Source organism: Bradyrhizobium xenonodulans (genome assembly GCF_027594865.1).
Taxonomy (GTDB): domain Bacteria; phylum Pseudomonadota; class Alphaproteobacteria; order Rhizobiales; family Xanthobacteraceae; genus Bradyrhizobium; species Bradyrhizobium xenonodulans.
Map to the genome: position 1 here is coordinate 1,156,109 of NZ_CP089391.1, position 24,786 is coordinate 1,180,894.

Annotated in this window: 17 protein-coding genes; 4 read left to right on the top strand and 13 right to left on the bottom strand. The window is 64.7% G+C overall.

Annotated elements, in window-relative coordinates; all coding sequences use genetic code 11:
- The first annotated feature begins 58 nt into the window (after nucleotides 1-58).
- Nucleotides 59-919: a D-amino-acid transaminase gene (locus I3J27_RS05460; protein ID WP_270166153.1), complete on the top strand. Its 861-nt coding sequence runs from the start codon at nucleotides 59-61 to the stop codon at nucleotides 917-919.
- Between the two features lie 134 nt (nucleotides 920-1,053).
- On the opposite strand, the gene I3J27_RS05465 is transcribed toward I3J27_RS05460, so the two are convergent.
- From I3J27_RS05465 to I3J27_RS05475, 3 genes are all read right to left on the bottom strand, one after another.
- Nucleotides 1,054-1,515, bottom strand: a complete 462-nt coding sequence (locus I3J27_RS05465) for a carboxymuconolactone decarboxylase family protein (protein WP_270166155.1) — start codon at nucleotides 1,513-1,515, stop codon at nucleotides 1,054-1,056.
- Nucleotides 1,516-1,544: 29 nt separating this feature from the next.
- Nucleotides 1,545-3,155 carry an MDR family MFS transporter gene (locus tag I3J27_RS05470; RefSeq protein ID WP_270166157.1) on the bottom strand — a complete coding sequence of 537 codons (1,611 nt, stop codon included), beginning with the start codon at nucleotides 3,153-3,155 and terminating at the stop codon, nucleotides 1,545-1,547.
- Nucleotides 3,156-3,270: 115 nt separating this feature from the next.
- Nucleotides 3,271-4,452, bottom strand: coding sequence for an HlyD family secretion protein (locus tag I3J27_RS05475; RefSeq protein WP_270166159.1), 1,182 nt, complete (start codon nucleotides 4,450-4,452; stop codon nucleotides 3,271-3,273).
- 298 nt (nucleotides 4,453-4,750) lie between these two features.
- On the opposite strand from I3J27_RS05475, the gene I3J27_RS05480 reads away from it, so the two are divergent.
- Nucleotides 4,751-5,659 (top strand): LysR family transcriptional regulator, encoded by a 909-nt coding sequence (locus tag I3J27_RS05480; protein ID WP_270166161.1) that lies wholly within the window; start codon nucleotides 4,751-4,753, stop codon nucleotides 5,657-5,659.
- 113 nt (nucleotides 5,660-5,772) lie between these two features.
- Here I3J27_RS05480 and iaaH read toward each other — a convergent pair whose 3' ends face one another.
- Both iaaH and I3J27_RS05490 read right to left on the bottom strand, forming a co-directional pair.
- The gene (iaaH, locus tag I3J27_RS05485) at nucleotides 5,773-7,191 is read right to left on the bottom strand and encodes an indoleacetamide hydrolase (protein ID WP_270166163.1); all 1,419 of its coding nucleotides are present in this window, start codon (nucleotides 7,189-7,191) and stop codon (nucleotides 5,773-5,775) included.
- A 75-nt stretch (nucleotides 7,192-7,266) separates the two neighbouring features.
- Nucleotides 7,267-10,716, bottom strand: coding sequence for an indolepyruvate ferredoxin oxidoreductase family protein (locus I3J27_RS05490; RefSeq protein WP_270166164.1), 3,450 nt, complete (start codon nucleotides 10,714-10,716; stop codon nucleotides 7,267-7,269).
- A 152-nt stretch (nucleotides 10,717-10,868) separates the two neighbouring features.
- On the opposite strand from I3J27_RS05490, the gene I3J27_RS05495 reads away from it, so the two are divergent.
- The gene (locus tag I3J27_RS05495) at nucleotides 10,869-11,324 is read left to right on the top strand and encodes an Lrp/AsnC family transcriptional regulator (protein ID WP_270166165.1); all 456 of its coding nucleotides are present in this window, start codon (nucleotides 10,869-10,871) and stop codon (nucleotides 11,322-11,324) included.
- A gap of 121 nt (nucleotides 11,325-11,445) precedes the next feature.
- Here the strand turns inward: I3J27_RS05495 and I3J27_RS05500 are convergent, their stop codons facing one another.
- The 3 genes from I3J27_RS05500 to I3J27_RS05510 are packed head-to-tail and all read right to left on the bottom strand — an operon-like array spanning nucleotide 11,446 to nucleotide 14,686.
- On the bottom strand, nucleotides 11,446-12,231 hold the full coding sequence (locus tag I3J27_RS05500; protein WP_270166167.1) for a fumarylacetoacetate hydrolase family protein: 786 nt from the start codon (nucleotides 12,229-12,231) through the stop codon (nucleotides 11,446-11,448).
- A gap of 12 nt (nucleotides 12,232-12,243) precedes the next feature.
- Nucleotides 12,244-13,611, bottom strand: coding sequence for an LLM class flavin-dependent oxidoreductase (locus tag I3J27_RS05505; protein ID WP_270166169.1), 1,368 nt, complete (start codon nucleotides 13,609-13,611; stop codon nucleotides 12,244-12,246).
- 22 nt (nucleotides 13,612-13,633) lie between these two features.
- Nucleotides 13,634-14,686, bottom strand: coding sequence for an Ldh family oxidoreductase (locus I3J27_RS05510; RefSeq protein WP_270166171.1), 1,053 nt, complete (start codon nucleotides 14,684-14,686; stop codon nucleotides 13,634-13,636).
- Nucleotides 14,687-14,982: 296 nt separating this feature from the next.
- Here I3J27_RS05510 and I3J27_RS05515 point away from each other — a divergent pair, with 296 nt between their 5' ends.
- Nucleotides 14,983-18,549 carry a bifunctional diguanylate cyclase/phosphodiesterase gene (locus I3J27_RS05515; protein ID WP_270166173.1) on the top strand — a complete coding sequence of 1,189 codons (3,567 nt, stop codon included), beginning with the start codon at nucleotides 14,983-14,985 and terminating at the stop codon, nucleotides 18,547-18,549.
- Here I3J27_RS05515 and I3J27_RS05520 read toward each other — a convergent pair.
- The 5 genes from I3J27_RS05520 to I3J27_RS05540 all read right to left on the bottom strand — a co-directional run bounded on the left by I3J27_RS05520 (nucleotide 18,523) and on the right by I3J27_RS05540 (nucleotide 24,475).
- Nucleotides 18,523-18,864 carry a hypothetical protein gene (locus I3J27_RS05520; RefSeq protein ID WP_270166175.1) on the bottom strand — a complete coding sequence of 114 codons (342 nt, stop codon included), beginning with the start codon at nucleotides 18,862-18,864 and terminating at the stop codon, nucleotides 18,523-18,525. The genes I3J27_RS05515 and I3J27_RS05520 overlap by 27 nt on opposite strands.
- A 344-nt stretch (nucleotides 18,865-19,208) precedes the next feature.
- The gene (galE, locus tag I3J27_RS05525; protein WP_270166177.1) at nucleotides 19,209-20,201 is read right to left on the bottom strand and encodes a UDP-glucose 4-epimerase GalE; all 993 of its coding nucleotides are present in this window, start codon (nucleotides 20,199-20,201) and stop codon (nucleotides 19,209-19,211) included.
- A 19-nt stretch (nucleotides 20,202-20,220) separates the two neighbouring features.
- The gene (locus I3J27_RS05530) at nucleotides 20,221-21,024 is read right to left on the bottom strand and encodes a WecB/TagA/CpsF family glycosyltransferase (RefSeq protein ID WP_270166179.1); all 804 of its coding nucleotides are present in this window, start codon (nucleotides 21,022-21,024) and stop codon (nucleotides 20,221-20,223) included.
- Complete coding sequence (locus I3J27_RS05535) at nucleotides 21,017-23,395, bottom strand: exopolysaccharide transport family protein (RefSeq protein ID WP_270166181.1); 2,379 nt, start codon at nucleotides 23,393-23,395, stop codon at nucleotides 21,017-21,019. Before I3J27_RS05535 ends, I3J27_RS05530 begins: the two co-directional genes overlap by 8 nt.
- A 279-nt stretch (nucleotides 23,396-23,674) precedes the next feature.
- Complete coding sequence (locus tag I3J27_RS05540; RefSeq protein ID WP_306417066.1) at nucleotides 23,675-24,475, bottom strand: class I SAM-dependent methyltransferase; 801 nt, start codon at nucleotides 24,473-24,475, stop codon at nucleotides 23,675-23,677.
- Nucleotides 24,476-24,786 lie beyond the last annotated feature (311 nt).

Genomic DNA, 24,786 nt, shown 5'->3' on the forward strand with positions numbered 1-24,786 from the left:
CGGATCCGCCAAATCTCCTATACCGGCGGGTAACCCCATTCCCGCCAGGAGACCTGCCTTGGACTCGATCGCCTACGTCAACGGCTCATTCGTTCCGCTCTCGGACGCCAAAGTCTCGGTGCTCGATCGCGGCTTCCTGTTCGCCGACGGCATCTACGAGGTCTCGGCCGTGCTCGACGGCAAGCTGGTCGACAACGCCTCGCATCTGGCGCGGCTGGAACGCTCGGTCGGCGAGATCAAGCTGGCGCTGCCGGAGACGGTCGAGCGCATCACCGAGCTGCAGAAGGAGCTGATCGCGCGCAACAAGGTCGCGAACGGCCTCGTCTATCTCCAGGTCACGCGCGGCGCCGACAAGGGCCGCGACTTCGCGTTCCCCAAGGGTGACGTCAAGTCGAGCCTCGTGATGTTCACCTCGGAGAAGGACATCATCAATGCCGCCGCGGCCAAGACCGGCATCAACGTGATCACGGTGCCCGACATCCGTTGGGAGCGGCGCGACATCAAGAGCGTGGCGCTGCTGGCGCAGGTGCTGGCGAAGCAGGCCGCGGCGGAAGCCGGCGCCGGCGAAGCCTGGATGCTGGAAGACGGCTACGTCACCGAGGGCGGCTCGTCCTCGGCGTTCATCCTGACCAAGGACGACGTCATCGTCACCCGCAAGAATTCCAACGCGATTCTGCCTGGCTGCACCCGCAAGGCTGTGGTGGCGCTTGCCGAAGAGCGCCAGCTCCGTGTCGAGGAACGTTCCTTCACGGTCGCCGAAGCACTCGCGGCGAAGGAAGCCTTTGCGACCTCGGCGTCACTGTTCGTCCAGCCGGTGGTTGCGATCGACGGCAAGACAATCGGCGACGGCAAGCCCGGCCCGATGGCAACGCGGCTGCGCGAGATCTACGTGGAGTTCGCCAAGGCGACGGCGGTCTGAGCCGCACACGCAGCTGCCGTAGGGTGGGCAAAGGCGCATTTGCGCCGTGCCCACCATCCCTCCTGTATTTCGATAGAAGTGGTGGGCACGCTTCGCTTTGCCCACCCTACGAGACCTGCCTTGGGGCGCACCCCTCACGCCACCGACGCCTTCACCTTCACCGGATGCACCGCGCGGAACGCGATCGCGATCCTGTTCCAGGCATTGATGGCCCCGATCAGCATCGTCAGATTCACCGTCTCCGCGTCGGAGAATTGTGCGCGGACCTGCTCGTAGACGTCATCCGGCGCATGCGTCTGCGAGATCAGCGTCACTGATTCCGTCCAGGCCAGCGCGGCGCGCTCGCGGTCGGTATAGAGCGGGGATTCGCGCCAGGCATTGAGCAGATAGATGCGCTGCTCGGTCTCGCCGCGCTTGCGGGCGTCCTCGGTGTGCATGTTGATGCAGAAGGCGCAACCGTTGATCTGCGAGGCCCGGATCTTGACGAGCTCGATCAGCGATTTCTCGAGACCCGTCGACTGGATCTGCTTTTCCAGCGCCATCAGCGCTTTGATCGTATCGGGTGCGGCCTGGTAGTAGTTCATGCGGGGTTTCATGGTCGCTCTCCTTGCTTCTCGGGTTGAGGTCAGTGGGCACCACCGGCCGAGGCCTGGCCGGGCTTGTTCAGGAACAGGACGGCGCCGAGCGCCACGATCAATGCGATACCGAGCAGATAGAACGTGTCGCTGAAGGCGAGGATATAGGCCTGCTTCTGCACGGTATGGCCGATCGCGACATAGGCACGATGCGCGGCGTCCGCACGGTCGAGAATGCCGTGATTGACGAAATATTGCGTGAGCTGTTCCAGCCGGGTCCGCGTCGCCTGCTCGAACACCGAGACCGACTGCATCAGCACGTTGGAGTGATATTGCTCGCGCTTGGTCAGCAGGGTCTGGAGCAGCGCGATGCCGACCGCGCCGCCGAGGTTGCGCATCATGTTGAACAGGCCGGAGGCCGAGCCCGCGTTCTCCGGCTCGATGCCCGATGTCGCGACCGCCGACAGCGGCGCCATCACCAGCGCCTGGCCGATCGCGCGGACGATGTTGGGCCACATCAGCTGGTCGGCGGCATAGTCGTTGGTCATATAGATGTTCATGAAGTTCGAGGCCGCGAACAGCACGAAGCCGACGCCGATGATGATGCGCGCATCGAACTTCTGCATCAGGCGCGGCACCAGCGGGATCAGCAGAAGTTGCGGCAGTCCGGTCCAGGCCAGCACCATGCCGATCTGCTCGGCATTGTAGCCCTGAATGCGTGACAGATATTGCGGCAGGATGAACACCGAGCCGTACAGCGCAACGCCGAGCAGGAAGTTCGCGAGCATGCCGAAGCCGAAATTGCGGCGCACCAGCAGGCGCAGGTTCAGCAGCGGCTTCTTCACTGTCAACTCGATGATCAGGAAAGCGGTCAGCGCGACGGCCGCGATCACCGAGAGCTTGACGATGAAGGGCGAGCCGAACCAGTCGTCCTTGTTGCCTTCCTCGAGCACCGTCTGAAGCGCCGACAGGCCGATCGCCATGGTGATGATGCCGGCCCAGTCACCCTCCGCGAGCAGCGATAGTTTCATCGGCCTGGGCTCGAGCGCGTACCAGAGCATGCCGACCATGATCGCGCCGGGCACGAGGTTGACGTAAAAGATGTACTCCCAGCCGAAATTCTCGGTGAGATAGCCGCCGATCGTCGGGCCGATTGCGGGCGCGAACGTCGCCGACAGTGCGAACAGGGCAAGTCCCACCGGCTGCTTGGCACGCGGCAGCAGCGTGATGATCAGTGTGAAGGCCATCGGGATCAGCACGCCGCCGGTGAAGCCTTGCACGGCGCGCAGCACGATCATCTGCGGCAGGTCCTGCGCCAGCGCGCAGGCGGCGGACAGGATCAGGAACAGGATCGCATTGGTGAGCAGATAGAGCCGGATCGAGAACACCTGCGCCAGCCATCCCGAGAGCGGGATCACCACGATCTCGGCGATCAGATAGGAGGTCGAGATCCAGCCGCCATCGTCGATGCCGGCGCCGATCGCGCCCTGGATGTCGGCGAGCGAGGCGTTGACGATCTGGATGTTCAGCACCGCCATGAAGGCGCCGAGCGTGGCGCCGATCACCGCGATCCAGGTTTTCGCGGAGATCGCCGGGGTGGCGGGCGCAGCGGGCGCGGGGAGGATGGCAGCGGCGTTGACGGTTGGTTGAAGCGTGCTCATGGAAGCCTCGTCTCGGTTACGGAGACAGGATGCATTGGACCGATGGTTTCGATAATCGCGGAAGTCGTGGAAGCATCGTCCGGCAGGACTTGATAATCCCGCCGGTCTTTCGAACTCAGCCGCCGTTCGGACGGCCCGCGTTGTCGGCAACGCGCCTGGCCGTCTCGCGCTCGGCCAGCACGGTGACCTTGGTGTCGATGGTCGGCACCGTGGACATACCGGGGCGCAGCAGGCCGGTGAGGCTGTGGTCGTCGAGCACGATCTTCACCGGCACGCGCTGCACGATCTTGGTGAAATTGCCGGTGGCGTTATCCGGCGGCAGCAATGCGAATTCGAGGCCGCTCGCCGGCGACAGGCTGTCGACATGACCGTGCAGGGTCTGTTCGCGGAAACTGTCGACGTGCAGCTCGACCGGTTGGCCCGGGCGCACATGCGTGAGCTGCGTCTCCTTGAAGTTCGCGATCACATAGACCGCATCGAGCGGCACCACCGCCATCAATTGCGTTCCGGCCTGCACGAACTGGCCGACGCGCAAGCTGCGGGCGCCGACCGTGCCGTCGACCGGCGCGGTGATCTCGGTATAGGACAGGTTGAGCTCGGCCTGCTGAGCGACCGCGCGGGCGCGGTCGAGCTGTGCCGTGGCCTGGGCGCGCTGGGTGGTGAGCACGTCGACCTTGCGCTGCGCGGCGACGAGACCGGATTTCGCATGCTGCAATTGCGCGTTGCTGGCGCGGAGCGCCGCATCGGTCTGCTGCGCGCGCTGGATCGTGCCGGAGCCCGACTTCATGAGATCGTCGTAGCGGGCGCGCTCCTCCTGCGCGAATTTCAGATTGGCGTCGGCTGCGGCGACATCGGCCGTGCTCTGCGCGATGATCGGCTGCTGGAGCTCGAGCTGGGCGTCGATGTTGCGCACCGAGGCTTCGCCGGCGGCGACGTCGGCACGAGACTGGCCGAGCGCCGCCTTGAAGTCGCGGTCGTCGATCTTCGCCAGCGTCTGGCCCGCTTTCACCTTCTCGTTGTCGCCGACCAGCACCTTCGCGATGTAGCCCGAGACCTTCGGCGCGATGATCGTGGAATCGGCCTTCACATAGGCGTCGTCGGTCGTCTCGAGGAAGCGGCCGTTGGTCCAGTAGTCGTGTCCGTAATAGCCAATGGCTGCCGTGCCTGCGAGAAGCGTCAGCACCAGCGCCGCGCGCCGGACCATGTTCCGGGCCGGTATGGCCGGGGATGCCTTTTTATAATCATGAGCGATTTCAGTTGCTTGCTGGAAATTCTCGGTGCGGGGCATCTCGGACATTGCAGTCTCCTGTCGGCTTGGTGAGACTATGGGTCTTTCCAGTTCGGGCGATAATTGGCGAAATGCTGGAAGGATTATCCATCAGGGATGGATAGTCGGAGACATCGCCTTGGTTTGGAGGTCTACCGAACCAGACCCGCGACTGCCCCAGAGCGATTGCCGCGCCTGTCGCGCGATTGCTGCTAACGTATGCGTCCGACGGCCCGCGAAGCCGCAAATGGGAGCCGTGTGTATGATTTGATAGATAATCGGGGCGAATTCCTTGCGATTATCTATCGAAAGCGGATAATCAAGCGGCATGGACCGATTGACCAGCCTCGAAGTGTTCAGCCGGGTGGTCGAGACTGGCGGCTTCTCCGCAGCAGCCCGCAAGCTCAACATGTCGACCACGATGGTGAGCAATCACGTTCAGGCCCTGGAAGACCGGCTCGGGGTGAGGCTGCTTCAGCGCACCACGCGCAAGGTCAATCTCACCGAGATCGGCAAGGCCTATTACGACCGCTGCATCCAGATCCTCGCCGATATCGAGCAGGCCGATGATATCGCCGGTGCGCTGCAATCGACCCCGCGCGGCACGCTGCGCATCCACACCGCCACCCACATGGTGTCGTTCGTGGCCCCAGTGATGGCCGAATTCCTCGCGACCTATCCGGAGGTCAAGGTCGATCTGCGCATGGGCGAGACCAATGTCGATTTGATCGAGGAAGGGTTTGATCTCGCGCTGCGCATGATCGCGCCGCCGGATTCGAGCCTGATCGTGCGGAGCCTTGCGACCTGGCGGCACGTGCTGTGCTGCTCGCACGCCTATATCGAGGCGCATGGGCGCGTTACGAGGCTCGAGGAGCTCGCCGAGCACAATTGCGTGCGCCACGTGAATTATCCGTTCGACGAGTGGCGCTTCTTCGATCGCAAGGGCACGCCGGCCTCGGTGCGCGTCTCGGGCAATCTGATCACCAACAGCGGCGAAGCCCTGCGCGAGGCCGCACTTCAGGGCGCAGGCATCAGCCTCGCCGCCGGCTTCCTGGTCGGCGACGATCTCGACGCCGGCCGGCTGGTGCGCCTCCTGCCGGAATACCGGCCGGTCGAGATGTCGATGAACGCGGTCTATCCGCACAAGCATCATCTGTCGGCGAAGGTCAGGACCTTCATCGACATGCTCGTGCACCACAGTGCCGAGCAGCAGAAGCTGATCAATCCGTATTCGTGAGGTTCAGCGGTCGGTGCCGTAGGGGGGCGAAGGCGCACCGCGCCGTGCCCACCATCCATCAATGATAGCGACAGATGGTGGGCACGCTTCGCTTTGCCCATCCTACGAGAGCGTCAGCGCGGAGGCGGCAAACGTCCAAACACGCTATCCAGCGCGATACCGATCGCAAGCAGGTGGCGGTCGCCTCCCGCCGGACCATCCAGTTCAAGTCCGATAGGCAGCTTACTCGTGGCACCAAGTCCAATCGGAATCTGGATCCCGGGAATGCCGGCATTGCTGCCGGGATCGGTGTTCTGGATGAACAGGCCGAAATTCTCGAGCGTGCTGGACTCCGGATTGGAGGCAATCGCGACGCGCGGGGTGGTCGGGAAGGCGATAGCGTCGAGCTTGTTGCCGGCAAACGTGTTGTTGTAGAGCGCCTGCAGTGCCGGCCGCGCGGTCTTGATCGCGGCGTCGTAGATCGGCCTGGCGTCGAGCAGTGTGTTGTCCGGACCGGGCAGCTTGCGCGGAAGCACCAGGCCTTCATAGGTGCCCTTCACGTCGGCACTCGCGATCTCCTTCACCAGCGTCTCGATCGTGAGACTCGTGCCGGTGTGCCTGAGATACGCGACCATGTCGTCATAGGCCTCGTACAGCGCGACGGGAAAACTGACTTGGCCGTTGAGCTCAGCCAATTGCGGCATCTCGATCCCGACGACCGTGATGCGCTGCGCCTCCACTTTTGCGATCGCTGCATGGAAAGCAGCCCCGGTGTCGGCATCGAGATTGGTCAGCATCGATTTGACGATGCCGATGCGGACCTGCTTCAGATCAGCTGGCGCAATGGCCTCGCCACCCGCGATGACGCGGTCGAGCAGCGCGACATCGGCGATGGTCGCCGCCATCGGCCCCGCGGTGTCGCGGGTGTGCGAGATCGGCGCGATGCCGTCTTGCGGATAGCGCCTGACTGTCGGACGCAGCGAGGCACATCCGTTCAATGCGCCGGGAACCCGCACCGATCCGCCGGTGTCGGTGCCAAGCCCGCCCGCAACGATCCGCGCGCCGATCGCCGCGCCCGTGCCCGACGAGGAGCCGCCGGCGATCAGGGCGCGGTCATAGGCATTGCGTACGCCGAACTCCGCACCGGTCTTGAATGCGGTGTTGTAGCCGGAGATGCCGAAGGCAAGCTCGTGCATGCTGGTTTTGCCGATGATGACTGCGCCCGCGGCCCGCAACTTTGCGACCACGGGTGCATCGGTCTTCGGCACGTAGTCCTTCAGGGCGGGCGTGCCGGCGCTGCAAGGCAATCCCGCAACCTCGATATTGTCCTTGATCACGATGGGAACGCCGCCGAGCGGCTTGCTCCTGTCGCCCGTCGCGTCGAATGCGGCGGCCGCCTTCAGAGCGCCGGCCTCGTCCAGGGTGACGAAGGCATTGAGCTCGGCATTGGCCTTGGCACGGCTCAGGGCTTCCGTTGTGAGCGCGGTGCTCGTGATTTTCCCGGTGCGGAGGTCGGCGGCGGCCTGGGTCAGGGTCAACTGGTCGAAATCCATGATGCATCACCTGATTGCAGGGGGCGCCATCAGGGAGCCCTCAGTTTCGGAGGCTGAAGCCTCGCTGGCGCCGCGTCAACCGGTGGCGTGCATCTTTGGCGATACCGACGTTGCCAAATCCGTGAGCAGCTTTTCTGTCTCGGCTTTCACCTTCGTGATCGCAGCGTCCTTCACCGGGCCATAGCCGCGGATATCCATCGGCCCTTTGGCGATTGCGACGAGGTCGGCCAGATGCGCTCCTTCAAGCCGGCCAAGCATCCGCTCGATCAAGTCTTCGTACCAGGTGATCAGCTCGCGCTCCGCGCGCCGTTCCGCGGCGTAGCCGAACGGATCGAAAGCCGCCCCCCGCAGTCCCTTCAACCGCGCCAGCATGGCGAGCGGCATCTGGATCCACTGACCGAACGCGCGCTTGCGCGGCCGGCCGCGCGCGTCGCGTTTGGACGGGAGGAACGGCGGGGCGAGGTGATACTGGACGCTAAAACCGTCCTCGAACTCGCGCTTTAGCTCGTCGAGGAAGCCGCTCTGCAGGTGCAGGCGCGCCACCTCGTATTCGTCCTTGTAGGCCATCAGCTTGAACAGGGCGCGCGCGACTGTTTCGGTCAGCGCTGCGCTGTTCAATGCGGCTTCGGCGCTGCGGACCTTCGCGACGATCGCCCGGTAGCGCGCGGCATAGGCACCGTTCTGATAGGCAGTAAGGAAATCGGCGCGACGGGCGATGAGCTGGTCCAGCGTCTCGGCTTCAGGTGCCTCGTTTGGCTTCGGCAAAAACGCCGGATCGGCGGCGGCGATCCGGCCCCAGGCAAAAGCCTGCTTGTTGCGCTCGACCGCGACGCCGTTGAGCTCGATGGCGCGCAGCAGCGCCGACAGCGAGATCGGAACCAGCCCGCTCTGCCAGGCAAAGCCGAGCATGATGATGTTGGCATAGACGGCATCTCCGAGCAGCCGTTCGGCCAGCGCGTTGGCATTGATGGTGTCGAGATTGCCGTCTCCGATCACGCAGCCGATCGCGCGCAGCCGCGCGGGGGAGGCGAGATCGGCGTCGCGGAAGCGGACGACGTCGCCGGTCGGCATCTCCGCGGTATTGATTGCCGCGCGCGTGCCGCGGCGATAGGTGCCGGACGCCTTCGGCGAGGAGCTGACGACAAGGTCGCAGCCGATCAGCGCATCGGCCGCGCCTTGGTCGATGCGGACCTGATGCAGCGCCTCGGGCGAGGCGGCAAGCCGGATGTAGCTCAGCACCGGCCCAAATTTCTGCGCAAATCCGGTAAAGTCGAGCACCGAGACGCCGCGACGTTCCAGATGCGCCGCCATGCCGATCAGCGCGCCGACCGTGATCACGCCGGTGCCCCCGACGCCTGTTACGACCAGGTCATAGGGACGATCGAGCGTCGCGGGCGCGGGCAGGGGAAGCGTGGCCGCGCGGCCGACAGCGTCGATCTGGCTGGCGCTCTTCTTTCGGCGCGTGGCGCCCTCGACGGTGACGAAGCTGGGGCAAAAACCGTTGAGGCAGGAAAAGTCCTTGTTGCAGGCCGAGAGGTTGATCTGGCGCTTGCGGCCGAACGGCGTTTCCTTCGGTTCGACGCTGAGGCAGTTGGATTCGACCGAGCAGTCGCCGCAGCCTTCGCAGACGAGGTCGTTGATATAGGCGAAGCGTTTTGGGTCGGTCATCTGCCCGCGCTTGCGCCGGCGCCGTTTCTCGGTGGCGCAGGTTTGCTGATAGATCAGCACGGAGACACCGGCAACCTCGCGTAGCTCGCGCTGCACGGCGTCCATCTCCTCGCGCGGATGGATGGTCACGCCATCAGGGAAATCGGCGGGTGCAAACTGCGCGGGATCGTCCGATACCAGCGCGATGCGCGCAACACCTTCGGCGCGGACGCTGTGCGCGATGGCATGCACGCTGACGGGACCGTCGACCGGCTGGCCGCCGGTCATCGCCACGGCGTCGTTGAACAGGATCTTGTAGGTGATGTGGGCTTTGGCCGCGATCGCCTGCCGGATCGCCATCGAGCCGGAGTGGTAGTAGGTGCCTTCGCCGAGATTCTGGAAGACATGCTTATGGCCAGTGAATCGTGACGATGCCGCCCAGTTCACGCCTTCGCCGCCCATCTGGATCAGCGACGAGGTCTCGCGGTCCATCCAGCTCGCCATGAAATGGCAGCCGATGCCGGCCAGTGCCTTGGATCCCTCAGGCACCTTTGTGGATGTGTTGTGCGGGCAGCCCGAGCAGAAATACGGTGTACGCGTCGCGCCCGGGACGTTGATCGTGCGCGCCGCCTCCGGCATCAAAGCGGCTGCGCGTGCGGCGAGATTGAGGCCCGGAAACATCGGGTCAAGCCGGCGTGCCAGCACAGCAGCGAGCGCGCGCGGCGACAATTCGCCGATCCAGGAGATCAGCCTTGCGCCGGTTTCGTCGTGCTTGCCGACCATCCGCTCGGGCTTGCTGCCGGGATAGTCGTAGAAATATTCCTTGAACTGGCTCTCGATGATGCCGCGCTTCTCCTCGACCACGAGGATCTCGCGCTTGCCCTTCACAAAATCCATCGCGTCGTGCAGCGCCAGCGGCCAGACCATGCCGACCTTGTAGATGTCGATGCCGATGCTGCGGCAGGCGGCTTCGTCGAGGCCGATCAGCCGCAGCGCTTCCATCAGGTCGAGATGCGCCTTGCCTGTGGTGACGATGCCGTAGGTGGCGCCTGGAATGTCGTAGATGTGCCGATCGATGGGGTTGGCCTTTGCGAAGGCGTAGACCGCGTGCTTCTTTGCCTCCAGCCGTTCCTCGATCTGGGGACCGGGCAGATCCGGCCAGCGATAGTGCAGGCCGCCCGGTGGCGGCGTGAAGTCGGGCATCTGGAAAATGCGTGGCGGGCGCAGCGCGACGGAGGCGCCCGACTCGACGATCTCCGAGATCGCCTTGAAGCCAACCCACATGCCGGAGAAGCGGCTCAGCGCGTAGCCATACTCACCAAACGCGAGATACTCGCTGACGCTGGCCGGATGCAGCGTCGGCATGAACCAGCTCATGAAGGCGACGTCGGATTGGTGCGGCATCGAGGATGAGACGCAGCCATGGTCGTCGCCGGCAACGACCAGCACGCCGCCATGCGGTGAGGAGCCGTAGGCGTTACCGTGCTTGAGCGCATCGCCGGAGCGATCGACGCCGGGGCCCTTGCCGTACCAGAGTCCGAACACGCCGTCGACGGTGCGATCTGCCTGCGTTTCGACCTGTTGCGAGCCGAGCACCGCGGTTGCCGCGAGGTCCTCGTTCACCGCCGGCAGGAATTCGATGCGGTCCCGCTTGAGCCGCTCCTGGATGCGCCAGAGCTCGAGGTCGACACCGCCGAGCGGCGAACCGCGATAGCCGGAGATGAAGCCCGCGGTGTTCAGCGCCGCGGCGCGGTCACGGCTGATCTGGTCAAGCGCGATGCGGACGATGGCCTGCGTGCCCGTGAGGAAGACGCGGCCCTCCTTGCGGTCGTAGCGGTCGGAGAGCTCGTAGCTGTCGAGTGACGGAATGGCGTCCATGCGGACCTCCCGCGGCATCCCTGCCGAATGGAAGAAGGGTAGGCCCTGATGGTTGGTAGGTCTTACCTATTTTTCCTGAAATGGCGCCTGTTCTGGTAATATTATCCGATATAGGCTCATACGCGGTGAAATAATCCATTTTGGTGAGGCCGATGATCGAAGACCAGGATGCACGGATTCTCGCGCACCTTCAAAAGGATGGCCGTGCCACCAACCAGCAGCTGGCCGATGAGGTCGGCATGTCCACCTCGGCCTGCTGGCGCCGGGTGCGCGCGCTGGAGGAGAGCGGTGTCATCCAGGGCTATGCGGCGCTGGTCGCGCGCGAGCAGGCGGGCTTTGCCATGTCCGCAATCCTCCACGTCTCACTGGAGCGGCACGACGCTAAATTCGTCGACGAGTTCGTCGCGCGGGTGACCACGCGGCGCGAGGTGCTGGAGTGCTTTGCGACGACGGGCGATGCCGACTACCATCTGCGCGTCGTCGTGCAGGACATGGTGGCCTACAACCGCTTCCTCGACGAGTTCATGTTCCGCATTCCCGGCATCCGCTATGTCCGCAGCAACGTGGTGCTGAAGGAGATCAAGACGGGGGTGGCGCTGCCGTTTTGATACACGGGAGGTGCCGTAGTGCCGTAGGGTGGGCAAAGCGAAGCGTGCCCACCGTTCTTTCTGGCGGCGGAATGATCGTGGGCACGGCGCTACGCGCCTTTGCCCACCCTACGGCACCTTGTCACCGCTCCTCCCGCACAAACCTGTTCCGCAGCACCCCCACACCCGTGATGTCGATCTCCACGACGTCGCCATGCTTGATATCCGGCGACGCGCCATCCGTACCCATCCAGATCACGTCGCCCGGCCATAGCGTGAAATACCTGGTCAGCTCGACCAGGAACGGCACCACGCCAAAAATCATGTCGTTGGTGTGGAAACGGTTGGTCTCCTTGCCGTTGACCCTGACGATCGTTTGCATCTTCGCGAGATCGGCCTCGGTCTCGATCCAAGGGCCCATCGGCTTGAACGTGTCGGCGTTCTTCGACCGCCACAGGCTGCGGTCGGCCTTCTGCCAGCTCCGCTCGCTGACGTCGTTGCCGATGGTGTAGCCGAACACGCAATCCATCGCGTTCTCTTTGGTGAGGTGCTTCACCTTCTTGCCGATGACGACGACGAGCTCGCCTTCGTAGTGGATCTTGTCCGTCGCAAAAGACGGGATCACGACCTCCTCGTCATGCGCGATCAGCGCATTCTGGGCGCGATAGCCGATCTCGGGCCTGTCAGGGACGGCCGGCACCTCGCCGCGCTTGTCGGCGGCTTCCTTCAGGTGCTTGAGGTAATTCAGGCCGACGCAATAGAAGGTGCGCGGGATCAGCGGCAGCTCGATCCTGACGTCGCCAAGCGGATGCGTGCGCGCGGTGCGCTGCCATTCGCCAAAGGGATCGCCATCGACCGCGATGACCCGGTCCCCCTCGACGATTCCCCAGGATGTCTTGTCCGAGGCAGTGAATTTCAGCCAGCGCATAGCGTGTCCTTGTTATTCCGCGGCGTCGCGCGACTGCGCCTTCCAGGCGCCGGCCGTGGGCCGCTTGAGCCCGAGATTTTCGCGTAGCGTCTTGCCGCGATATTCTTTCTGGAACAGGCCGCGCCGTTGCAGCTCCGGCACGACATGTTGCACGAAGTCGGCGTAGGAGCCGGGCACATAGGTCGCCGCGATGACGAAACCGTCGCAGCCGCGCTCGACGAACATTTCCTCCAGCTTGTCCGCGATCTCCCTGGGGCCGCCGACCATCGCGTCATTCACCTGACCGCGGCCGGAGAAGGTGACGAAGTCGCGTGCGCTCGGATTGCTCTTGCCTGAATTCTTCAGCACGCCGTCGCGGATGCCAAGAATGCCCTGCATGCTCTTCAGCTCCTCCGTGGTCAGCGGCGCGTCGAGGTCCTTGCAGGCGAAATCATAGTTGAGCGCCTCGGCGAGCAGCGACAGTGCGTCGATCTCGAGCGGCAGCTTGTTGATCAGCGCCATCCTGTCTTCGGCTTCAGTCTTGGTCGCGGCGCAGACCGGCGTCGTCAGATTGCAGAGGAACATCTGGTCGGGATCGCGGCCGGCCTTCGCGGCCTCGTTGCGCACGGATGTGTAGCCCTCCTTGGCAGCAGTGAGGTTGCGCGCAGCGGTGAAGATCACCTCGCCCCATCGCCCGGCAAAGCGCTGGCCGCGACCGGACGCGCCGGCCTGGATGATGACAGGATGGCCCTGTTGCGAACGCGGGACGGTGAACGGTCCGCGCGACTTGAAAGCAGGCCCCTTGTGATCGAGCCGCTTCACCTTGGCCGGATCGGCAAAGCGGCCGCTGTTTTTGTCCATGATCAGCGCGCCGTCTTCCCAGGTGTCCCAATGGCCGAGCACGACCTCCATGAATTCGTCGGCCTTGTCGTAGCGGGAGTCGTGTTCGGGATGGGAGTCGCGGCCCATGTTGAGCGCCTCGCCGTCATTGAGCGAGGTCACGACATTCCATCCCGCACGCCCCCCGGACATCAGGTCGAGGGTCGCGAAGCGGCGCGCGACGTCGAACGGTTCGTAATAGGTGGTCGAGCAGGTCGCGCCCAGGCCGAGCTTGTCGGTGACTATGCCCATCGTCGTCAGCACGATCAGCGGATCCATCTTCACGCAGCGGATGCCGTATTCGACGGTGTGGGCGTGGTCGTTGCCGTAGCGGTCGGGCATCGCCAGGCGGTCGTCGAAGAAGGCCATGTGGAATTTGCCGGCTTCGAGGATTTTTCCGATCTCCTGATAGTAGTCCGCCGACAAGGAATCGTCGCGCGAGTCCGGATGCCGCCAGGAGCTCGGCAAATTCGTGCAGTTCTGCGCCTGAAGGAAGCCGACAAGGACCATCTGCCGATTCATGCTGCTGTTCTCCAAAATTCCGTCAGGCCAGGTCGAGCACGGTGTCGAGCCGGTACTCGTGCGCCAGCGCGCGCAGCTTCTCCCAGGTCGCATCCTCGATCTCGATGCCGTCGCGCAGGCGCTGCTGCTCGCGCAGGCCCTCGATCTCGCCGGGATAATAAACGCCCTTGCTGCCTTCGGATGGCGGCGTCGATTTCAGGTATTGCGCGAATTCGGTGACCTCGCGCTTGAACTCCTTCAGCGGGCGGAACGCGGCAACATTGAACACCGCCATGAAGCATCCGTCATTGTGCCGGCCAGTGGGCTCGACGCCAAAGCCGAGGCCGGTGAGCAGGCCGCACAGCACTTCGACCATCGCGGCGAGGCCGCTGCCCTTGTAACCCTCGGTGCCGCCGAGCGGCAGCAGCGCGCCGCCCTTGCGGTATTGCGTGGGATCGGTGGTGTGCCGCCCCTCGGCATCAATGATCCATCCGGTCGGAATTTCCTCGCCGCGGGCGACCGCGAGCTGGATCTTGCCGGCCGCCACCGCCGAGGTCGCCATGTCCAGATAGAACGGCGCGTCGAGATCGGACGGCACCGCGATCGAGATCGGGTTGGTGCCAAGCCGCGCCTCCTTGCCGCCGAACGGCGCCACGTGCTTCGGCGAGCGGCCGGAATCCGCCGTCGCAATCCCGATCATGCCTTCGCGCATCGCCATCAGCGGATAGGCGGCGAGGCGGCCGACATGGCTTTGCCGGAACACGGTGCATGCCGCGACATTCGCGGTCTTCGCCTTCTCGATCGTCAGCGCCATCGCTTTCGCATTGACGTGGAAGCCGAACCCCCAATGGCCGTCGATCACGGTCGTGGTCGGCGATTCCCGGACGATGGACCATTTGGTGCCGGGCACGATATGGCCCGCCTTGATGCGGTCGATGTAGGTCGGGACCGCGATCACTCCGTGGGAGTCATGGCCGGCGAGATTGGCGTTGACGCAGCCGGTGGCCACCGCATCGGCCTCTTCCTCGGAAGCTCCGGCGGCGCGGAGCAAAGCGGCGCTGATGCGCGTGAGGCGGTCGGCCTTGACGATGGGCATGGCGCTCCCTTGTCGTTGTGCCCTTAACGGGCCGCTTGTTGGGAGCCATCGTCTCAAAGCGCAGGGCCGATATCAATCTCCCGTAAACCAATACAGGGCTGCAAATTCGTAAAGAGAGCGCGCTTGTCGCCAGGGATTCGTCCCGTGCGGCGGTATTTTCGATAGTTTGCCGTAGGTCATTCGCAGCTCGTTCACTTTGATCGATGGTTTGCAGCGCGCAATAACGACCACTTAGGCGATCGCCCTTCATAAAGGCATCCGGGAGAAATAGGCAGAAATGCCCGGGAGCTGAGATCGTGCCGACGACACTCGCGCGCACCTTTGCGGCGTTGAGCGCCATCAACGAAGCGATCCTCTACGCGAAATCGCCGGACGAGCTGTACCAGAAGGTCTGCGACGCCGGGTTTTCGAGCGGGGATTTTCTGGCCGTCGCCGTGTTCCTGGTGGGGCCGGATGGCGGGCGGTTGCGCTTTGCGGCCGGCTGCGGCGACGACGTTGCGCGGCTGCGTTCGCTCGAGATCACCACCGAGGCCGGCACACCCGAGGGATCGGGCGTCGGCGGCGAAGCATTTCGCGATCAGAAGCTGAGCATCAGCAACGACTACCTGAACGATCCGCGCTCGCGGGCGTGGCGCGAGGGGGCCGCCAGGGCCCATATCGGCGCAGCTGCGGCGCTGCCGCTGCTCTGCAACGGCAAGAGCGTCGGCGTGCTGTATGTGACCCGCAGCGAGGCCGGCTCGCTGAACGAGCAGATGGTGTCGCTGTTCGAGCGCATGTCGGCCAACATTTCCTATGCGCTGGACAATTTCGCGCGCGAGACCGCGCGGCAGACCAGCGAGCGCGCGACGCGACGGCTCAACCGCATGTTCGGCGCGCTCAGCGCGACCAACGAAGCCATCCTGCGCGCGAAGACCGAGCAGGAGCTGTATCAGCTCGTGTGCGACGCCTCCGTGCATGGCGGCAAGTCGCTGGCAACCTTCGTTCTGCTCAAGGAGCCGGACTCGCATTGGCTGAAGCCAGTCGCCGGCACCGGTGAGAATTTGGAGCTCGTGGCCCGGACCCGCTACTCCGTCGATCCCGAAAATCCCTATGGCCGCGGCATTTCCGGTGAGGTGTTCCGGACGCAGAAGCCCAATGTTGAACGCGATCTCGCGCGTCGCACCAGGGGGACGCCGTGGGAGCAGGCCAATATCAACACGGGTGTTGCCGCCTGTATCGCGGCTCCCCTGATCCGGAACGGCCAGAGTATCGGCGTCATCCTGTCCTTCCTCAGCCAGTCCTGGGTGGAGGACGACGGGATCGTCGCGCTCACGCTGCGCATCGCGGAGAATGTCTGCTTCGCCGTCGACAATTTCGACCGCGAGGCCCAGAAAGCGCGGATCGCCGAGGAGGAAGATCGCCTGGCGCGGATGTACGCGGCGCTCAGCGCGACCAACGAGGCGATCCTGCGTGCGCATTCGCGGGCCGAGCTGTTCGACCTCGTCTGCGAAGCGACGGCGAAGGGCGCCAAGTTCACCTCGGCCACCATCGCGCTGGCCGACCATCACGACGAGCTGCTGCGCGTCGTCGCCTGTTACGGCCCGAATTCGGATCAGGTTCGTAATTTCAAATTCTCCACCTCCGACCAGGTGCCCGAAGGGCGCGGGCTGACCGGGACGGCCTTCCGGACGCGCCAACCCTGCATCAGCAACGACGTGCTGTCCGACGACCGGATCAAGCCCTGGCAGGCCAACGCCCGCCGCAACGGGATCAGATCCTCCGCGGCGCTGCCGCTGTTCAGCGGCGATCGCGTCGAAGGCGTCTTCCTCTTCAATTCTCCGGAACGTGGCACGTTCACGCCCGATCTCATCCAGTTGCTGGGGCGCCTCGCAGAAAACGTATCCTTTGCGCTCGACAATTTCGACCGGGCCGAGGAGCGGGCGCGGACCGAGGCGCAGAAGGAGCGCCTGACGCGCATGTTCGCCGCGCTGAGCGCCACCAACGAAGCGATCGTACGGGCGAAGTCGCGCGCCGAGCTGTTCGATCTGGTGTGTCAGGCCGCCTCCACCGGCGGCAAGTTCACATCGACGACCATCGCGCTCGCCAGCGCCGACAGCGATCAGCTCGCGATCGTCGCGGCCGCGGGGCCGTCCGCCGAAACCACGAGGAACGTTCGACTGTCCATCGACGCCGACCGCCCCGAGGGGCGCGGCATGAGTGGCACGGCGTTCCGCACCCGGCGGCCCTGTGTCAGCAACGACTATGTCAACGACAGCCGCGTGAGCGCCTTCCATGCCGTCCTGCAAGGCGACGGGGCGCGCTCCGGCGCGGCATTCCCGCTGATCACGCACGACAGGGCCGTCGGCGTCATGATCTACATGTCGATCGAGCAGGACACTTTCACGACCGAGTTCGTGGAGCTGCTGCAGCGTCTCGCCGACAACGTCTCGTTTGCGATGGAGAATTTCGACCGCGCCGACGAGAAGAACGAGGCCGACGAGCGGGTCGAGTATCTCGCCTCGCATGACAGCCTGACCGATCTTCCGAACCGCGAGACCTTCAATGGTTTGTTGCGCGAGGCGATCGGCGAAGCCCAGCGCCACGATCACCGCTTCGCGGTGCTGTTCATCGATCTCGACCGTTTCAAGGTCATCAACGATTCGCTCGGCCATGAGGCTGGCGATCTGCTCCTGCTCGAAGTGGCGAACCGGCTGCGCGGCGCGCTGCGGGAAAGCGACGTGGTGGCGCGCCTCGGCGGTGACGAGTTCGTGGTGATCCTCGACCAATGCGGCGAGATTGACGACGTCCAGCACATTGCGACCGGGCTGCTGGCGGCGCTCGCCGAGCCCATGGAACTGGCCGGGCACGAATGCCACACCACGGCCTCGATCGGCATCGCGATGTATCCGGCCAACGGTTCCGACGCGCAGACGCTGACCAAGAACGCCGACATGGCGATGTATCTCGCCAAGGAAGACGGCAAGAACGGCTATCGCTTCTTCTCCAAGGAGGTGACGACGCAGTCGATCGAGCGATTGTCGCTGGAGAGCGCGCTGCGGCGGGCGCTGGAGCGCGAGCAGTTCTCGCTGAACTACCAGCCCAAGGTGGACATGGAGACCGGCCAGATCACCGGCGTGGAAGCGCTGCTGCGCTGGACGCACCCCGATCTCGGCAGCATCTCGCCGGCGCAGTTCATTCCGCTCGCGGAAGAGACCGGGCTGATCGTGCCGATCGGACGCTGGGTGGTGAAGGAAGCCTGCGCGCAGGCCATGGCCTGGCAGCGCCGCGGCCTGTTGCCGGTGTCGATGGCGGTCAATTTGTCGCCGCGGCAATTCGTCGACGAACATCTGTTGCAGGACGTCGACGAGGCCCTGGCGGCCTCCGGCATGTCACCGGTGCTGCTCCAGCTAGAGGTCACCGAGAGCATGATGATGCGCAATGTCGGGCGCGCGCTGAAGGTGCTCGACGCCATTCAGAGCCGCGGCATTCGCCTCGCCATCGACGATTTCGGCACCGGCTATTCGTCGATGTCGCTGATGAAGCACTTCCCGATCGACACCATCAAGATCGACCGCTCCTTCGTGCGCGACCTGCCGCAGGATTCGGAGGACCAGGCGATCGCACAGGCGATCATCAGCATGGGCAAGGCGCTGGGCATGACCGTCGTCGCCGAAGGCGTCGAGAATGCCGAGCAGGAGGCATTCCTGCGCACCCATGGCTGCGACGAGATGCAGGGCTTCCTCATCTCCAAGCCGGTGCCGGCGAAGCAGATGGCCGAGCTGCTGCGGCCGATGGTGCTGCCTGTCGCGCCGCCGCTCCAGCCGGAGCAGGACCTTGCGGCCGAGGAAGCCGCGGCATTACGGCTGAAACGCGCCGTCGTCTGACGGCTGCGGGTGCAATTCGCTGACGTCGTCTTGCTTGATCTCCGCCTTGCGCGGAAAATCATCCGGCCAGGTCAGCGAGGTTTGCTCGGCGAACAGCGTGAGAAGAGCGTGCGCACCTTCGGCAAAGCTCGAGCCATCGCCGAGGCCAAGCTCGCAACACCAGTTGTGTCGCATCGGCTCGTGCGTGTCGCACACCGCCATCGCCGGCCCCCACCACCACGCCGGTGCCGGCGAGCGTTCGTCCTCGGGTACGGCGTGCCAGAGGACGAGCTCATCCATCACGCGCTCGAATTGCAGGCTTGCGGCCTGATGCATTCGCTCCGTGCTCCCTGGGCCGCGCCTGAAAACAGGTCGATGCGCGGACTCGATCGTGGCCTTCGCTGTGAAGAATCGGCTCGCGCTACTGGCTGAGCCCGGCGTGCCGCTTCCGTCGGCGGCCATGTGAGCAACATGCGGCGACCGGAACATTCGCCGGCGCGGCTGTGACAATCACTTTAGCCCCTCGGGGGCCCGACCGGCAAGGTGTAATACGGTCGTCTAAAGCGCGATGAGATTGCGATGAATCGTCATCGCGCTTCAGGTTGTTGTTTGAGCATGATCTTTTCGGAAAGCCGCTTCGCACTTTGCGCTAACGCGGCCGTTCGGGTCCGGATCACGCTCTAGCGCGACTTGAGCGGATGGGCTTTCTGATGCCAGGCCCAGGCGGTCCGGATGACCGTCGGCAGGTCGGAGTAACTCGGAACGAAATTCAATACTTTTCGCGCGGCGGAGGCATCGGCGACCAGATAGGTCGGGTCGCCGGCGCGGCGCGGCTTCATGGTGTGCGGCACTTCGCGCCCGGTCTCCTGCTTGATGGCGTCGAGGATCTCGCGCACTGAAAAGCCGGAGCCGGTGCCGAGGTTGAAGCTGCCGCCGGCATGTCCGGTTTCAAGAAGCTTCAGCGCAGCGACATGCGCTGCGGCGAGGTCGGTGACGTGGATATAGTCGCGGATTGCGGTGCCGTCGGGCGTGTCGTAATCGTCGCCGAACACGGCGAAGTCGACATGGCCCTGAAGCGCCATCATGGCGCGCGGAATGAGGTGGGTTTCGTTGTCACGCAGCTCGCCGATGCCGCCGGCCGGATCGGCGCCGCTGGCATTGAAATAGCGCAGGCAGAACGCGCCGAAGCCATAGGCCGCGCGATAATCGGCGAGCATGCGCTCGATCATCCACTTCGATGCGCCGTAGGGATTGATCGGCACGCAGGGGAAGTCTTCCGGCAGCTCCTTGGAATCGGCGTTGCCGTAGACCGCGCCGGTCGAGGAGAACACGATGCGCTGGCAGCCCGCATTGCGCATCGCCTGCAACAGCGACAGCGTGCCCTGCACATTGTTGATGTAGTATTTCTGCGGGTCGGTCATGGACTCGCCGACGAGGCTTGCCGCCGCGAAATGCATCACCGCCGTGACCTTGTGATCGGCGAAGGCGCGCGCGAGCACCGCGCCGTCGAGCAGATCGCCCGTCACCAGGGGGCCGGCAACGAAACTGCGGTGACCTGTCGAGAGATTGTCATAAACGACGGGTTGATAACCGGCGGCGGTGAGTGCGCGGCAGGCATGCGAGCCAATATAGCCCGCGCCCCCGGTGACGAGGACGGTCGGTCGGTCAGTCATGTCGTCTTCTGCTCTTCTCTTAGCGGAGGGGTCGATTGCGGCTGAAGAGAAGATAGAGCGCGCGGGGGTTGGTGGTCAAATAGCGCCAGAACAGGCGGCGTGGCTCGAGCAGGGTGCGCCAGGCCCATTCGAGCCCGATCTTCTGCATCCATTGCGGCGCGCGGGAGCGGCTGCCCGATAAAAAGTTGAACAGGCCGCCGGATGTCTTGATAACGCCAACATTGGTCAGCAGCGGTGTGTATTCCTCCACGAATGCCTGCTCGTTGGGCACGCCGAATGCAACCCACAGATAATCCGGCGCAAGCGCGTTGATCTCCTCGACCTTGGCGCGCAACGCCTCGCCTCGCAGATAGCCGTGGCTGCGCCCGACGATCTTGAGGTTCGGATACATTTTCTGGACGTTCTCGACGGCGGTGATGTTCTCGGCCTCGCTGGCCCCGAACATGTAGAAGGTGCGGCCGACCGCCTCCGCCTTGCGTGCGACGACGTGGAACAGGTCGGTGGTCGCGACGCGCTCCGGTAGCGGAAACCAGGATTGCAGCCGCGAGGCGGCCACCAGCGGCTGGCCGTCGGCGTTGATCAGATCGGCGGCGCGGAACAGGCGCTCGGTCTGCGGCTCGGTCGAGCAGCGCGCCAGCACCTCGCCATTGGCCGAGGTCAGGTACAGCGGACGGCCGATACGATGACGCGGATCGGTCGCCTCGATCATGAAATCGGCGGTCGCTTCGAGGTCGAGCGCGGCCATGCGAAGGCCGCCGACGGTGGTCCGTGGCACGTCGGCAGTTGCGGCCCGGCCGTCCAGATTGACGCGGCGCTCAAGCATATTGTCTGCCTCGCTGGCGTGCTTGGGCCATTGGGGTGAGCTCGTCGAGCACGACGCCGACGAGCTTGCGCTCGGCGCGGCCGAGCGTGCTCAGGATTTCTTCGAGGCCGTCGTTGATGTCGAGGCTGGTCGGCAGCACCGCCACCAGCGCATCGGCGTCGTCGAGCAGCTTGCGGCTGCCGGCGTCGAGCGGCGTCACGGGGCCGTCGAGGACCACGAGATCATAGCCGCCGGCGGCGCGCGCCTGCTCGATCGCCTTGCGGATGGCGTCGGTCGCCTTGCCGGCTTCACCCTCGGTAGCCGGGAGCACCGAAATGCCATTGACCGTCTTGATCTCGCGCGCGGCCTTGCTGCCGATCGAGAGCCAGCCGAGCCGGCTCGGTTCGCTCTTGCCGGAACGGTTGACCTTGTTCGAGAGCAGATGTGCCTGATGATCGGCATCGATCATCAGCACGCGGGCGCCGTCGCGCGCCGCGGCGAGCGCGAAGTTCAGCGCGGTCACGCTGCGCCCAATGGTCTCGCCCGCACCGACGAGCGCGATGACCGGCATCGCCTTACCGCCGGCACGCCCGGCCACGGCAATCCGCATGTCGCGCCAGGCATTGAGTAGCGTCGTCAGGGGAAAGCCGGGACGCAGCGTCGGCCAGCCCAGCCGGGTGAGATCGACGCCGCTGCCGGTGGCGAGAATGGCCCCGAGCGTATGGATGACGTCGGCTTCCTGGAGGCGCGCGATCAGAGGCCTGCCGATCAGCGCATTTTCGTCCATCTCGGGCTGCAACGATGGCGCGGCCAGCTCCGGTAGGGATTGCGCAATCTCCGGAGCTTGCGAGACCTGCAGAGGCGGGGCAATCTCCGGAGCGCGCGGAGGCTCTGCGGCTCGCGGAGTCTGGGGTGCCGGTGTGCGCTCACGGCGGGCCGATGTCGGGGCGGCCGGTGCGGTCGCGCCAGCGGACAACAGCTCTGCCACGACGAACCAGCTTGCAGCTGCGAGCGCGCCGAAGATGAAGCCGATCATGGCGAACATGCTCATCGCCGGCGGGAACGATCGCCGCTGCGGCACTGTGGCTTCACCGATGACGCGAGCCGCCGAGGTGTTCAGGGTCTCCTGCTCCTCGGTCTCGCGCGAGCGCTTGAGGAAGGACTGATAGACGTCGCGGCTGGCATCGGCCTCGCGCTCGAGTTCGCGCAGACGTACGGCGGCCTGGCTGAGCTGGACGCTCTGCCGCTTCTGCGCTTCCAGTGCCCGGTTGAGCGAGGCTTCGAAGTCGCGGGCGCGCGTCAGATCGTTCTTGGCGGACTGGGCGAAGCGGTCGATCTCTTCGTTGATGGTGCGCTTGAGATCCTCGACCTGCTTCTCGGTCTGGCGCAGCGCCGGATGGCGCGGGCCGAGCTCGCCGGCCTGCTCCGCATATTTTTTACGGGCGTCGGCGTATTGCGCGCGCAAATTCGCGATGGTCGGCGATTGCAGCGCTTCGGAGTTCGCGCCGGCATCCGCGGCCGTGCGCCGGCTTGCCTCGATCTGGTCGAGCCGGGCCTGCGCGTCCATCGTCGCCGCGCGGGCCGCCGAAAGCCGCTGGTTGCTGGCGGAGAGCTGCTGGTCGCTGATCAGCGCATCCTGGGTGCCGACGAAATTGTTCTGGGCCTTGTAGGTCGCAAGCGCGGTCTCGGCGTTGCGCAGCCGCTCGCGCAGCTCCTTGAGGCGGCCGGAGAGGTCGCTGGTGGCGCGTCGTGCGGCCGAAGCCTGCGAGTTGCGGGATTCCGCGAGATAGGCGCTGGTCAGCGTGTTGGCGAGCATCGCCGCCTTCGCCGGATCGGTCGACCAGACCTCGATGTCGACGATGAAGCTCTTCTCGGTCTTGCGGATCGTGATGTGCCGGTTCAGCGCGTCGAGCGCCGCAAGCTGCACTTCCTTCTTCTCCGCGGCGGAGGGGGCGGGAGGATGTAGGCCGATCAGGCCGAGCAGCGACGACATCAGGCTCTTGGCGTCACCGCCGCCGCCGAATTCCGGATCCTTGTCGAGACCCGCCTGCTGGATCACCTGGAGCAGCACGCTGTTGGAGGTGATCAGGCGGGCCTGGCTTTCAACCACCATCGCCATGCCGGAAACGTCCTGCGCGCGCGGCGTGAGCTCGCGATCGACGAGCTGAAGCTCGCGCGGGTCGACATAGAGCTGGGCGGTGGCGGTGTAGCGGGGCGTCAGGCTCTTGCCGACGGTGACGGCGAGCGTCGCACCGAGGAGGGCGGCGGCGGCGATCGCGATCTTCCGCCGCCAGAGTAGATTGATGAGCTCCAGCACGTTGAAGCCGGTCTGGGGCTTCTGCCGCGGGGCCTCCGGTCCGGCCCGATCTATCGGCTGGTTATAGTCAAGCATGATCCCCAGCTTTCATTCCAACTGCCGCAGGCTGAGGGGTTACTCTTCGCTCTACGCCATGCACCCGGGATATAGGTGCCCAATCAACGCAACAGGGAAAATTAACCATACTCAGTGAGGGACTATTCACCGAAATGGCAAACAAAGCGTTTAAGCGCAGGCCGCCCTTTGACGCAGCGCCCTGACGGCGGGACCCAGCAGACATTAACGGTTCGTTACCGCGCGCAGCGAGACCGCGAGGCACCGCCCGTCCTGCAATGGACCGCGCATGCGTCATGGTCAGCTCTTTCGCAGGATAACGTGATAATCGCCGCGGCGGACATCGGTGCCGCGCGGCAGCACGGCGTTGAGCACAGCGGCACCGGCATCGACCAGCGCGGCGAACAGCGGCTTGCGCCGGCGCATCTCGGGATAGCGAGGGCTCTCCACCTCACGGCGGTAGATCATCTCGAGGCCGTTGGCGGCTGCGAATGCCTCGAGCCGAGGTAACGTCACCAGCGGATGGAAGAAGGTCGGGAACGGCGGCTCGCCGGGCAAGCCGGCATCCTTGATGCCGCGGACATTCCGGTAGAACCAGACGTGAAACCAGTGCGGCGAGTATTTGGCGACGACGCCGGACAGCGAGCGCGGATTGGGCGCGCCGATCAGGATCATCCCGCCGCGCTTGAGCGCATCGCGGAAGTTCAGGAGCGCGGCGTCGACATGGGGCAGATGCTCGATCACGTTGTAGCAGATCACGAGATCGAAGGTCTCACGCCCGAAGCTGTAGGTCTGCACGTCGCCGAGGATCGCCTCGTCCGCGTAGGTGTTGTTGCGGACCTGATCCTCGTCGATGTCGACGACGGTGACGGTGCTGCGGCCCAGCAATTCCGGCGGCAGAACGCTGCACGAGCCGCCGCCGGCTTCATAGGTCGCGAGCCGGCCCTGCGGCAGTTCGCGGCGCAGCACGTCGTGAACGGCGAGCAGGCTGTCGCGGGCTTCGCCGGGGACCAGATCGTGCAGCGCCTGGGTGGGGGCAGTGGCCGCGGGAATGTTGATCGCCGTGGCTGTCGCGAAATCGATCGTGGCTGGCTTGTTCATTTTTTTCTGACCGCGCTTGTTCGACTCAAATTTACAGGAAAAACCTTCCATGCCCGTAGAGCAAATCTGATGCCGCACCGCTTCACCGGTCGCGGTGCTTACGGTCGGGTTAATGCGTAGGGGCGTTAACTACGGCATTGTCCATGTTGGACCTTCTCCAGCGCAATGGACTGCGAATTGCACTATCACGCATGTAAGGTCTCGCGGGAAAAACGCGCGAAGGCGGTAAAGCGCATGTATGCGGAGAGATCGGCGTTGTGGCACCGGTACAGGCTTCTCGCAGGCCGTTCATTTTGGGACGCATCCGTCCC